Source organism: Pseudomonas sp. LABIM340, assembly GCF_040017195.2.
In the GTDB taxonomy this organism is placed as follows: Bacteria; Pseudomonadota; Gammaproteobacteria; order Pseudomonadales; family Pseudomonadaceae; genus Pseudomonas.
This window is the reverse complement of record NZ_CM200227.1, coordinates 5,639,012-5,651,587: the sequence shown is the minus strand read 5'-3', so window position 1 is coordinate 5,651,587 and position 12,576 is coordinate 5,639,012. Positions and strand designations below refer to the sequence as shown.

Sequence of the window (12,576 nt, the reverse complement as noted above, 5' to 3'; positions counted from 1 at the left end):
GAATGAGTTCGTTGTACCACCCGACCCGGTTGCCTTGCGGCAACCGGGTTCTTGATTTAAGTCGCCCACACGTCATGGGCATCCTCAATGTCACCCCTGATTCCTTCTCCGACGGCGGGCGCTTCAACCAGCACGATGCTGCGTTGCGTCACGCGGCGGAGATGGTCGCGGCCGGCGCCACGCTGATCGATATCGGCGGCGAGTCGACCCGTCCGGGCGCTCGCGTGGTTTCGCCCACCGAGGAGCTGGAACGCGTCGCTCCGGTGGTCGAGGCCATCGCCCGCGAGCTGGATGTGGTGATTTCGGTGGATACCTCCACTCCGGCCGTGATGCGCGAGACGGCTCGTCTCGGTGCTGGGCTGATCAACGACGTACGCTCCCTGCAGCGTGACGGTGCCCTGGATGCTGCCGTCGATACCGGGCTCCCGGTGTGCCTGATGCACATGCGCGGTGAGCCGGGAAACATGCAGGACGACCCGCGTTACCCGGATATCCTTCAGGAGGTCCGTGGCTTCCTTGAGGAGCGCATTGCGCTGTGCGAAGCCGTGGGCATTGCCCGCGAGCGGATCGTCATCGATCCTGGCTTCGGTTTTGCCAAGACCCAGGGCCATAACCTGAATCTGTTCCGGCAGATGGACAGGTTGATTGACATGGGGTGCCCGCTGCTGGTCGGAGTCTCGCGCAAGAGCATGGTCGGGCGCGCGCTCGGCCGTGAGGTGGGTGAGCGTCTCTACGGCAGTCTGGCGCTGGCCGCCCTTGCAGTCACCAAGGGAGCCAGCATTATCCGTGTCCATGATGTCGCTGAGACCGTGGATGTGGTTCGAATGATTCACGCAGTGGAAAGTGCAACGGAAGAGGGGATGCCCGCATGAGCAGGAAGTATTTCGGTACCGATGGAATTCGCGGGCGCGTAGGCACTCCGCCGATCACGCCGGAATTCGTGCTGAAGTTGGGCTGGGCTGTGGGCATGGCCTTCCGTCAGCAGGGCAAATGCCGCGTATTGGTCGGCAAGGACACCCGGATTTCCGGCTACATGTTCGAATCCGCGCTGGAGGCTGGTTTGTCTGCCGCCGGGGCAGACGTGATGCTGCTGGGGCCGATGCCGACTCCCGGCATCGCCTATCTGACCCGCACCTTCCATGCTGAAGCCGGCATTGTCATCAGTGCCTCGCACAATCCCCATGACGACAACGGCATCAAGTTCTTCTCCGGCCAGGGTACCAAGCTGCCCGACGAGGTCGAGCTGATCATCGAGGAGCTCCTGGATGCGCCGATGACCGTGGTCGAGTCCGCTCGTCTGGGCAAGGTCTCGCGCATCAATGACGCGGCTGGCCGTTACATCGAGTTCTGCAAGAGCAGCGTGCCCTCGAACACCAGTTTCGCCGGCCTGCGCATCGCGCTGGATTGCGCCCATGGCGCGACCTACAAGATCGCACCCAACGTATTCCGTGAGCTGGGTGCCGAGGTATTCGTCATCGGCGCCGAGCCCAACGGCCTGAACATCAACCACAATTGCGGTTCCACCCACATGGGGGCGCTGCAGGAAGCTGTTCTGGCTAATCATGCGGATATCGGTATCGCCTTCGACGGCGACGGCGACCGGGTGATGATGGTCGACCATACCGGCACCATCGTCGACGGCGACGAGATTCTCTACCTGATCGCCCGTGACATGCTCGATCGCGGCAAGCTGCATGGTGGCGTGGTCGGGACCCTGATGAGCAACCTGGGGCTCGAATTGGCTCTGCAGGAACTGCATATTCCCTTCGCCCGCGCCAAGGTGGGCGACCGCTACGTGATGTCCGAGCTGCAGTCGCGCAACTGGCAACTGGGTGGCGAGAATTCCGGCCATGTCGTGTGCTACCAGCACACCACCACGGGCGATGCGATCATTGCGGCGCTGCAGGTGCTGATGGCGCTCAAGACCCGCGGGCAGAACCTGGCCGAGGCGCGCATGGGCATTCGCAAGTGCCCGCAGGTGCTGATCAACGTGCGTTTCGCTGGCGGTGGCGTCGATCCTCTGGAGCATCCGGCGGTCAAGGAAGCTTGCGCCAAGGTGACCGAGGAAATGGCCGGGCGCGGCCGCGTTCTGCTGCGCAAGTCCGGTACCGAGCCGCTGGTTCGGGTGATGGTCGAGGGTGACGAAGAGGCTCGCGTTCGCGGCTATGCCGAGCAGCTGGCAAAAGTCGTTACAGAGGTATGTGCTTGATTTCTCTTGTCAGTTCCCAAAGCGTCGAGTAATATCTGCGCCCACTTTGCTCAGCGAGGTACAGCATGCGTCGACCCTTAGTGGCCGGTAATTGGAAAATGCACGGTACCCGCTCCAGCGTAACGGAGCTGATCAAAGGCCTGCGTCAACTGGCTCTCCCTACGGGTGTCGATGTGGCGGTATTTCCGCCCTGTCTGTACATCAATCAGGTCGTACAAGGCCTGAATGGAAAGACGGTTGCCGTCGGTGCGCAGAATTGCGCGGTTGAGCCGATGCAGGGCGCCTTGACGGGCGAGATCGCAGCCAGTCAGCTGGCGGACGCGAACTGCTCCCTGGTGCTGGTTGGTCACTCCGAGCGTCGCCTGATTCTGGGTGAGAGCGATGGTGTGATCAGTCGCAAGTTTGCGGCGGTTCAGTCGTGTGGCCTGATTCCGATCCTGTGCGTGGGCGAGACCCGCGAGCAGCGTGAGGCAGGCAAGACTCTTGAGGTCGTCGGGCGCCAGTTGGGCTCGGTGATCGAAGATCTCGGTGTCGGGGCGTTCTCCCGCGCCGTTGTGGCTTACGAGCCGGTGTGGGCGATTGGGACGGGGCTGACTGCTTCTCCCGAGCAAGCCCAGGAAGTACATGCGGCGATTCGCGCGCAGATCTCGGCGGAAAACGCAGAGGTGGCTCGCGGCCTTCGTCTCCTGTACGGCGGCAGTGTCAAGGCCGCCAACGCTGTCGAGCTTTTCGGCATGCCGGATATCGATGGGGGGCTCATTGGTGGAGCTTCCCTGAATGCAGATGAGTTCGGTGCGATCTGTCGCGCCGCAGGAAACTGAAGATGCTGGAAACAGTTGTAATCGTGATTCACCTGCTGATGGCGCTGGGTCTGGTTGTGCTGGTCCTGCTTCAGCAAGGCAAGGGTGCCGACGCCGGTGCGTCGTTCGGTGCTGGCGCTTCGGGGACTGTGTTTGGTAGTCAGGGTTCTGCTACCTTCCTGAGTCGCTTCACCGCTGTGCTGGCTGCAGTTTTTTTTATTACCAGCTTGGGTTTAGCGTATTTTGCTAAAGAAAAAGCTGATATAATTCGTCACGCTGGGCTTCCTGATCCAGCAGTGATGGAGCAGAAGCAGGAACAAGCTCCGGCAGCGAATGATGTGCCGGGCGCGCAAGGGCAACCTCAAGCCCCTGCAGGCGGTAACGGCGACGTTCCGGCGGCTCCTGAGCAGAAGTAAGCAGGCAAGGTTTTTTGCCGAGGTGGTGGAATTGGTAGACACGCTACCTTGAGGTGGTAGTGGCCATAGGCTGTAGGGGTTCGAGTCCCCTCCTCGGTACCATATACGAAAAGGCCCGCAGTGCGGGCCTTGTCGTTTCGGAGTTTCGGTTGACCTTCAAGGGGCTCGACCGTATAATTTCGCACCAGCTTTGACGCGGGATGGAGCAGTCTGGTAGCTCGTCGGGCTCATAACCCGAAGGTCGTTGGTTCAAATCCAGCTCCCGCAACCAGTTTGGCAGAGCCCCTTTTAAGGGGCTTTTTGCTAGCTGGACAGTCCGCGCCGCCGGTTCAGGGCGGTCCTTAAGGGATGGGCGTTTCGCCCATTTTTTGTTTCTACAGCATACGCGAGGCGATCAGGTGTCGAGCAAGCTAGAACAGTTGCAGGCCTTGTTGGCCCCTGTAGTAGAAGCGCTCGGCTATGAGTGCTGGGGCCTGGAGTACATTTCCCAAGGTCGCCATTCCCTGCTCCGGGTTTATATCGATCGTGCCGAAGGCATCCTGGTCGATGACTGCGAAATCGTCAGTCGTCAGATCAGTGGCATCCTCGACGTGGAAGACCCGATCAGTGGCGAGTACACCCTCGAGGTGTCGTCGCCCGGCATGGATCGGCCGCTCTTCACACTCGAACAGTTCGCCCGTTACGTCGGCGAGCAGGTGAAGATCAAGCTGCGCACGCCCTTCGAAAGGCGTCGCAATTTCCAGGGCATTCTCCGTGGTGTGGAGGAGCAGGATGTGGTGGTCCTAGTGGATGACCATGAATACCTGCTGCCGGTCGACTCGATCGACAAGGCCAACATCATTCCCCGATTTGAGTGAGCCGCCAGAGCGCGGATTCCAATGGATTGAAAGGCGAGGCGTACGATGAGCAAAGAAGTACTGCTGGTTGTTGAGTCGGTATCCAACGAGAAGGGTGTACCGCCTGGCGTGATTTTTGAAGCGCTGGAGCTCGCTCTGGCGACTGCGACCAAAAAGCGTTTCGAGGACGAGGTTGACCTGCGCGTGGAAATCAACCGCGCCAACGGCAACTACGAAACCTTCCGTCGCTGGACCATCGTCGAAGACGAGGACTACTCCAATCCGGCATCGGAACTGACCGTCGAAGACGTGCAGGAAGAGCACCCCGGCATGAAAGCCGGCGAGGTCATCGAAGAGAAGATCGAATCCATCGAGTTCGGCCGTATCGCCGCACAGACCGCAAAGCAGGTCATCGTGCAGAAGGTTCGCGAAGCCGAGCGCGCTCAGGTGGTCGACGCCTACCGCGAGAAGGTCAACGAGATCATCTCCGGCACCGTCAAGAAGGTCACCCGCGACAACGTGATCGTCGATTTAGGCAACAACGCCGAAGCGCTGCTGGCCCGCGATCAGATCATCCCGCGTGAAACCTTCCGCGTCGGCACCCGCGTGCGTGCCCTACTGAAGGAAATCCGCAGCGAGAACCGTGGTCCTCAGCTGATCCTGTCGCGTACCGCGCCGGAAATGCTGATCGAGCTGTTCCGCATCGAAGTACCGGAAATCGCCGAGCAACTGATCGACGTGATGGCCGCTGCCCGTGATCCGGGTTCGCGCGCCAAGATCGCCGTTCGCTCCAAGGACAAGCGTATCGACCCGCAGGGCGCCTGCATCGGTATGCGTGGTTCCCGCGTCCAGGCCGTCTCCGGCGAACTGGGCGGCGAGCGTGTGGACATCGTCCTCTGGGATGACAACCCCGCGCAGTTCGTGATCAACGCCATGGCTCCGGCCGAAGTGGCAGCGATCATCGTCGACGAAGATACCCACACCATGGATATCGCCGTCGCCGAGGACAACCTGGCACAGGCCATCGGCCGCAGTGGCCAGAACGTCCGTCTGGCCAGCCAGCTCACCGGCTGGACCCTGAACGTAATGACCGAGGCCGATATCCAGGCCAAACAGCAGGCTGAAACTGGCGACATCCTGCAGCGCTTCGTCGACGAGCTGGATGTCGATGAAGAACTCGCCCAGGTTCTGGTTGAAGAAGGTTTCACCACCCTGGAAGAGATTGCCTACGTACCGATGGAAGAGATGCTCAGCATCGACGGCTTCGACGAAGACATCGTCAACGAGCTGCGCTCGCGTGCCAAGGACCGCCTGCTGACCAAAGCCATCGCCACTGAAGAGAAACTCGCCGACGCACAACCTGCCGAAGACCTGCTCAGCCTCGATGGTATGACCAAAGAGCTGGCCGTGGACCTGGCGCTGCGTGGCGTAACCACCCGTGAAGATCTTGCCGAGCAGTCTATTGACGACCTGCTCGACATCGACGGCATGGACGAAGAGCGTGCCGGCAAGTTGATCATGGCCGCCCGGGCCCATTGGTTCGAGTAAGCATTCGCGGCCTGAGGAGAGAAGTGCATGACGCAAGTCACGGTGAAAGAACTGGCCAAGACGGTCGATACGCCGGTAGAGCGCCTGCTGCAGCAGATGCGCGAAGCGGGTCTGCCGCATAACAACGCCGAGCAGGTGGTGACCGACAGCGAGAAGCAAGCGCTGCTGGCCCACTTGAAAGGCAGCCACGGTGATCGCGCGGATGAGCCGCGCAAGATCACCCTGCAACGCAAGACCACCTCGACCATTCGGGTCGCTGGCAGCAAGACCGTCAGCGTCGAGGTTCGCAAGAAGAAGACCTACGTCAAGCGCGACCCTGAAGAGGTCGAAGCCGAGCGTCAGCGCGAGCTGGAAGAACAGCGTGCTGCTGAAGAAGCTGCTCGTCTGAAGGTCGAGGAAGAAGCTCGTCAGCGTGCTGCCGCAGAAGAGGCTCGCCGTCAGGCGGACGCTGCTCGCCAGACCACTGATGCTGCGCCTGCTGCTGCCGCTCCGGCCGCCGCCGAAGCACCGCGTGCCGCAGCACCTGCTGCCGCTCCGGCTGCTCCGGCCGCTGCTGCTCCGGCTGCGGACGACCGCAAGAAGGAAGAAGTGCGCCGCGCGCCCAAGCGTGACGAAGAGGACGAGCGCCGTGATCGCAAGCATGCCCAGCATCGCCCGTCGATCAAGGAAAAGGAAAAGACCACTGCTCCGCGCGTTGTACGCAGCGGTGGTGGCGACGACGACGACAGCTTTGGCCGTCGCGGCGGTGGCCGCGGCAAGGGCAAGCTGAAGAAGCGTAACCAGCACGGGTTCCAGAGCCCGACAGGACCGATTGTGCGTGAAGTGAATATCGGCGAGACCATCACCGTGGGCGATCTCGCTGCCCAGATGTCGGTGAAGGGTGCCGAGGTCGTCAAGTTCATGTTCAAGATGGGCACCCCGGTGACCATCAACCAGGTACTCGACCAGGAAACCGCTCAGTTGATCGCCGAAGAGCTCGGCCACAAGGTCAAGCTGGTCAGCGAGAACGCCCTGGAAGAGCAACTGGCCGAATCCCTGAAGTTCGAAGGTGAGGCGGTTTCCCGCGCGCCGGTCGTGACCGTCATGGGCCACGTCGACCACGGCAAGACCTCGCTGCTCGACTACATCCGTCGTGCGAAGGTTGCAGCTGGCGAAGCCGGCGGCATCACCCAGCACATCGGCGCCTACCACGTGGAAACCGACCGCGGCATGGTCACCTTCCTCGACACCCCTGGCCACGCCGCGTTCACCGCGATGCGTGCCCGTGGTGCCCAGGCGACCGACATCGTCATCCTCGTGGTGGCAGCGGACGACGGCGTGATGCCGCAGACCCAGGAAGCCGTACAGCACGCGAAAGCGGCCGGCGTGCCGATCGTGGTCGCGGTGAACAAGATCGACAAGCCCGACGCCAACCCGGACAACATCAAGAACGGCCTGGCCGCTCTGGACGTGATCCCGGAAGAGTGGGGCGGCGATGCTCCGTACGTTCACGTTTCCGCCAAGCTGGGTACTGGCGTCGACGAATTGCTCGAAGCCGTACTGCTGCAGGCTGAAGTGCTCGAACTCAAAGCCACTCCGTCGGCCCCGGGCCGTGGCGTGGTGGTCGAGTCGCGTCTGGACAAGGGCCGTGGCCCGGTAGCCACCGTGCTGGTCCAGGACGGTACTCTGCGTCAGGGCGACATGGTACTGGTCGGCGTCAATTACGGCCGTGTCCGTGCGATGCTCGACGAGAACGGCAAGCCGATCAAGGAAGCGGGTCCGTCCATTCCGGTCGAGATCCTCGGCCTCGATGGCACCCCGGACGCCGGCGACGAGATGACCGTGGTTGCCGACGAGAAGAAGGCCCGCGAAGTCGCTCTGTTCCGCCAGGGCAAGTTCCGCGAAGTGAAACTGGCTCGTGCCCACGCCGGCAAGCTGGAAAACATCTTCGAGAACATGGGCCAGGAAGAGAAGAAGACCCTCAACATCGTGCTCAAGTCCGATGTCCGCGGTTCGCTGGAAGCCCTGCAGGGCTCGCTCAGCGGCCTGGGCAACGACGAAGTGCAGGTTCGCGTGGTCGGTGGCGGCGTCGGTGGTATCACCGAGTCCGATGCCAACCTGGCGCTGGCCTCCAACGCGGTGCTGTTCGGCTTCAACGTCCGTGCTGACGCCGGTGCGCGCAAAATCGTCGAGTCCGAAGGCCTCGACATGCGTTACTACAACGTGATCTACGACATCATCGAAGACGTCAAGAAAGCCCTGACCGGCATGCTCGGCAGCGATGTTCGCGAGAACATCCTGGGTATCGCCGAAGTGCGCGACGTGTTCCGTTCGCCGAAGTTCGGCGCGGTCGCCGGCTGCATGGTCACCGAGGGTCTGGTGCACCGCAACCGTCCGATCCGTGTACTGCGCGACGACGTGGTCATCTTCGAAGGCGAGCTGGAATCCCTGCGTCGCTTCAAGGATGACGTCTCGGAAGTCCGTGCCGGCATGGAATGCGGTATCGGCGTGAAGAGCTACAACGACGTCCGCGTCGGCGACAAGATCGAAGTGTTCGAGAAGGTCGAAGTCGCTCGTACTCTGTAAGGGTATTCGAGCGTGAACGCAGCGCCCGGGCCGGCTGACCAGCTGTCCCGGGCGTTTGCCGCTTATACGGATTTGCCTTCAACCGTATGGCGTCGTTGGGAAGCCTTGCCGTGCTGGAGCACTGTCTTCGGCTTCCCGCCTAGCCATCCGATTGAATTCAAACCCGTAATAGATGCCGGAGCCTCGCGGCTCGGGTAAGCAGGTTAGAAAAATGGCTAAAGAGTACAGCCGTACCCAGCGTATCGGCGACCAGATGCAGCGCGAACTGGCGCTGCTGATCCAGCGTGAAATCAAGGACCCGCGTCTCGGCCTGGTGACCATCACCGGCGTCGACGTGGCCCGTGACCTGTCCCATGCCAAGGTGTACGTCACCGTGATGGGCCAGGACGACAACGCCGAAGTGGTGAAGCAGAACACCAGCATCCTCAACGATGCCGCGGGCTTTCTGCGCATGCAGCTGGGCAAGGCGATGAAGCTGCGCACCGTGCCGCAACTGCACTTCAGCTACGACGCCAGCATCCGGCGCGGTGCCGAGCTGTCGGCGCTGATCGAGCGCGCCGTGGCTGCCGATCGTCGCGGCGGCGATTCCGAGGAGTAACGCGTGGCCCAGGTGAAACGCATTCGCCGTGCGGTCAACGGTGTGCTGATTCTCGACAAGCCGCTCGGCATGAGCTCCAACCAGGCGCTGCAGAAAGTGCGCTGGCTGCTCAATGCCGAGAAGGCCGGCCACACCGGCAGCCTCGATCCGCTGGCCACCGGCGTGCTGCCGCTGTGCTTCGGCGAGGCGACCAAGTTCTCCCAGTACCTGCTCGACGCCGACAAGGCCTACGAGACGATTGCCAAACTGGGCGTCACGACGACCACCGCCGATGCCGAAGGCGAGGTGGTCGAGCAGCGCGAAGTAACCGCTGGTCGGGAAGCCATCGAGGCCCTGCTGCCGCGCTTCCGTGGCGACATAGAGCAGGTGCCGCCGATGTACTCGGCCCTGAAGAAGGACGGCCAGCCGTTGTACAAGCTGGCCCGTGCGGGAGAGGTAGTGGAGCGCGAGGCGCGTTCTGTTACTATTGCGCGCCTGGAAATGCTCGCGTTCGAGTCGCCCTGTGCGACGCTGGCGGTTTCCTGCAGCAAGGGCACCTACATTCGCACCCTGGTCGAAGACCTCGGCCGCGAACTCGGTTGTGGCGCACACGTCGCCGCCCTGCGCCGGACACAGGCAGGTCCCTTCCAACTGAACCAGTCGGTGACGCTGGAGGAACTCGAGAAAGTCCATGCCGAGGGTGGCAACGAAGCCCTCGACCGCTTCCTGTTGCCGGTGGATGCCGGCCTGGAGCACTGGCCGCTGCTGCAGTTGTCGGAGCACAGCGCCTATTACTGGCTGCATGGTCAGCCGGTACGCGCCCCCGATATGCCGAAGTTCGGCATGCTGCGGGTGCAGGATCATGAAGGTCGCTTCATCGGTATCGGTGAAGTGGTCGAAGACGGGCGCCTGGCGCCGCGTCGACTGATTCGGTCTTAAGACCGAAACCGAGGGTGGCTGTCAGCAGGCACGGTCACTCCTCTTACTATGAACACAGGGATAAGTCCCTGGCCTGTTACCTCAGAGGAAGCCCCATCATGGCACTGAGCGTCCAAGAAAAAGCCCAGATCGTTAACGAGTACAAGCAAGCTGAAGGCGACACCGGTTCTCCGGAAGTGCAGGTTGCACTGCTGTCCGCCAACATCAACAAGCTGCAGGACCACTTCAAGGCCAACGGCAAAGACCACCACTCCCGTCGTGGCCTGATCCGTATGGTTAACCAGCGTCGTAAGCTGCTGGACTACCTGAAGAGCAAGGACACCTCTCGTTACAGCGCCCTGATCGGTCGCCTGGGCCTGCGTCGCTAAGACGGCAAGCCTGAAGTGGGAAGCTGGGAGTCCGGGGTCGATGGGCGGTGTAAACCGCTCATCGGCTCTGGCTCCCGGCTTTCTCGCTTTTACAGGGAATGAAATCGGGTCCGACTCCCGGCATTTCCACAATTTCCCCCAAGGCAACTAAAGAGAAGGTAGAGCAACCGTGAACCCGGTAACCAAGAAATTCCAGTTCGGTCAGTCGACCGTAACCCTCGAGACTGGCCGCATCGCCCGCCAGGCCACCGGTGCCGTCCTGGTCACCATGGACGACGTCACCGTGCTCTGCACCGTCGTCGGCGCCAAGCAGGCCGACCCGAGCAAGAGCTTCTTCCCGCTCTCCGTGCACTATCAGGAGAAGACCTACGCAGCTGGCCGCATCCCCGGTGGTTTCTTCAAGCGTGAAGGCCGTCCTTCCGAGAAGGAAACCCTGACCTCGCGCCTGATCGACCGTCCGATCCGCCCGCTGTTCCCGGAAGGCTTCATGAACGAAGTGCAGGTTGTCTGCACCGTCGTTTCCACCAACAAGAAGTCCGATCCGGACATCGCTGCCATGATCGGCACCTCCGCCGCCCTGGCGATCTCCGGCATTCCGTTCGCCGGCCCGATCGGCGCTGCCCGTGTTGGCTTCCACCCGGAAATCGGCTACATCCTCAACCCGACCTACGAGCAGCAGCAGAGCTCCAGCCTCGACATGGTCGTGGCCGGTACCTCCGACGCCGTGCTGATGGTTGAATCCGAAGCCGAAGAGCTGACCGAAGACCAGATGCTGGGCGCTGTGCTCTACGCACACGAAGAGTTCCAGTCGGTTATCCGCGCCGTTGCCGAGCTGGCTACCGAAGTTGGCAAGCCGACCTGGAACTGGACCGCCCCGGTGGAGAACACCGTCCTGGTCAACGCCATCAAGGCCGAGTTCGGTGCTGCTATCTCCGAAGCCTACACCGTCACCGTCAAGCAAGACCGTTATGCCGCCCTGGGCGCCCTGCGTGACGAAATCGTCGCCAAGTTCGCTGGCGAAGGCGAAGGCCAGTTCTCCGCAGCTGAAGTCAAAGACGTCTTCGGCCTGCTGGAATACCGCACCGTTCGCGAAAACATCGTCAACGGCAAGCCGCGTATCGACGGCCGCGACACCCGCACCGTTCGCCCGCTGCGTATCGAAGTCGGCGTACTGGGCAAGACCCACGGTTCGGCGCTGTTCACCCGTGGCGAAACCCAGGCTCTGGTCGTTGCCACCCTCGGCACCGCCCGTGACGCGCAGCTGCTCGACACCCTCGAAGGCGAGCGCAAAGACCCCTTCATGCTGCACTACAACTTCCCGCCGTTCTCGGTAGGCGAGTGTGGCCGCATGGGCAGCGCGGGCCGTCGTGAAATCGGCCACGGTCGTCTGGCACGCCGCAGTGTTGCTGCCATGCTGCCGACCCAGGACGAGTTCCCCTACACCATCCGCGTCGTTTCCGAGATCACCGAGTCCAACGGCTCCAGCTCCATGGCTTCCGTTTGCGGTGCTTCCCTGGCTCTGATGGACGCCGGTGTTCCGGTCAAGGCGCCGGTTGCCGGTATCGCCATGGGTCTGGTGAAGGAAGGTGACAAGTTCGCCATCCTGACCGACATCCTGGGTGACGAAGACCACCTGGGCGACATGGACTTCAAGGTTGCCGGTACCGACAAGGGCGTTACCGCCCTGCAGATGGACATCAAGATCAACGGCATCACCGAAGAGATCATGGAGATCGCCCTGGGCCAGGCCCTGGAAGCTCGCCTGAACATCCTCGGTCAGATGAACCAGATCATCGCCGCTCCGCGCGCCGAGCTGTCGGAAAACGCTCCGACCATGATCCAGATGAAGATCGACACCGACAAGATCCGCGACGTCATCGGCAAGGGCGGCGCCACCATTCGCAGCATCTGCGAAGAGACCAAGGCCTCGATCGACATCGAGGACGATGGCAGCGTGAAGATCTACGGCGAAACCAAGGAAGCTGCCGAGGCCGCCAAGCAGCGCGTCCTGGGTATCACCGCGGAAGCCGAAATCGGCAAGATCTACGTCGGCAAGGTCGAGCGCATCGTGGACTTCGGTGCCTTCGTCAACATCCTGCCGGGCAAGGATGGTCTGGTGCACATCTCGCAGATCAGCGACAAGCGCATCGACAAGGTCACCGACGTTCTGCAGGAAGGCCAGGAAGTCAAAGTCCTGGTTCTCGACGTGGACAACCGTGGCCGCATCAAGCTGTCCATCAAGGACGTAGCCGCTGCTGAAGCCTCTGGCGTGTAAGCAATCGGTGAAATGAAAGAGGGCCCCTTGCGGGCCCTCTTTT

General features: G+C 61.9%; 11 protein-coding genes and 2 tRNA genes. All 13 read left to right on the top strand.

Translation table 11 applies throughout. The annotated features are described in order from the left end of the window. The first annotated feature begins 2 nt into the window (after positions 1–2). Positions 3–872 carry a dihydropteroate synthase gene (gene folP / locus ABKS89_RS26040; protein ID WP_348588211.1) on the top strand — a complete coding sequence of 290 codons (870 nt, stop codon included), beginning with the start codon at positions 3–5 and terminating at the stop codon, positions 870–872. Next, entirely contained in the window at positions 869–2,209 is a 1,341-nt protein-coding gene (gene glmM, locus ABKS89_RS26035) for a phosphoglucosamine mutase (RefSeq protein WP_348588210.1), read from the top strand. Before folP ends, glmM begins: the two co-directional genes overlap by 4 nt. Positions 2,210–2,274: 65 nt before the next feature. Further along, a complete protein-coding gene (gene tpiA / locus ABKS89_RS26030) occupies positions 2,275–3,030 on the top strand; it encodes a triose-phosphate isomerase (protein WP_138214231.1) in 756 nt (251 codons plus the stop codon). A gap of 2 nt (positions 3,031–3,032) precedes the next feature. After that, positions 3,033–3,425 carry a preprotein translocase subunit SecG gene (secG, locus tag ABKS89_RS26025; RefSeq protein ID WP_138214232.1) on the top strand — a complete coding sequence of 131 codons (393 nt, stop codon included), beginning with the start codon at positions 3,033–3,035 and terminating at the stop codon, positions 3,423–3,425. Positions 3,426–3,441: 16 nt separating this feature from the next. Beyond that, positions 3,442–3,527 (top strand) — tRNA-Leu (locus ABKS89_RS26020). Positions 3,528–3,619: 92 nt separating this feature from the next. Next, positions 3,620–3,696, top strand: a tRNA-Met gene (locus tag ABKS89_RS26015). Positions 3,697–3,823: 127 nt separating this feature from the next. Beyond that, positions 3,824–4,282: a ribosome maturation factor RimP gene (gene rimP / locus ABKS89_RS26010; RefSeq protein ID WP_045216751.1), complete on the top strand. Its 459-nt coding sequence runs from the start codon at positions 3,824–3,826 to the stop codon at positions 4,280–4,282. Between the two features lie 45 nt (positions 4,283–4,327). Next, entirely contained in the window at positions 4,328–5,809 is a 1,482-nt protein-coding gene (nusA, locus tag ABKS89_RS26005; protein ID WP_017518943.1) for a transcription termination factor NusA, read from the top strand. 27 nt (positions 5,810–5,836) lie between these two features. Next, on the top strand, positions 5,837–8,374 hold the full coding sequence (infB, locus tag ABKS89_RS26000) for a translation initiation factor IF-2 (RefSeq protein WP_348588209.1): 2,538 nt from the start codon (positions 5,837–5,839) through the stop codon (positions 8,372–8,374). 211 nt (positions 8,375–8,585) lie between these two features. Beyond that, a complete protein-coding gene (rbfA, locus tag ABKS89_RS25995) occupies positions 8,586–8,972 on the top strand; it encodes a 30S ribosome-binding factor RbfA (RefSeq protein WP_045216758.1) in 387 nt (128 codons plus the stop codon). Between the two features lie 3 nt (positions 8,973–8,975). After that, positions 8,976–9,890: a tRNA pseudouridine(55) synthase TruB gene (gene truB / locus ABKS89_RS25990; RefSeq protein ID WP_081520703.1), complete on the top strand. Its 915-nt coding sequence runs from the start codon at positions 8,976–8,978 to the stop codon at positions 9,888–9,890. Between the two features lie 98 nt (positions 9,891–9,988). Beyond that, complete coding sequence (gene rpsO / locus ABKS89_RS25985; protein ID WP_017518939.1) at positions 9,989–10,258, top strand: 30S ribosomal protein S15; 270 nt, start codon at positions 9,989–9,991, stop codon at positions 10,256–10,258. A gap of 169 nt (positions 10,259–10,427) precedes the next feature. After that, a complete protein-coding gene (pnp, locus tag ABKS89_RS25980; RefSeq protein WP_348588208.1) occupies positions 10,428–12,533 on the top strand; it encodes a polyribonucleotide nucleotidyltransferase in 2,106 nt (701 codons plus the stop codon). The last annotated feature ends 43 nt before the right edge of the window (positions 12,534–12,576 follow it).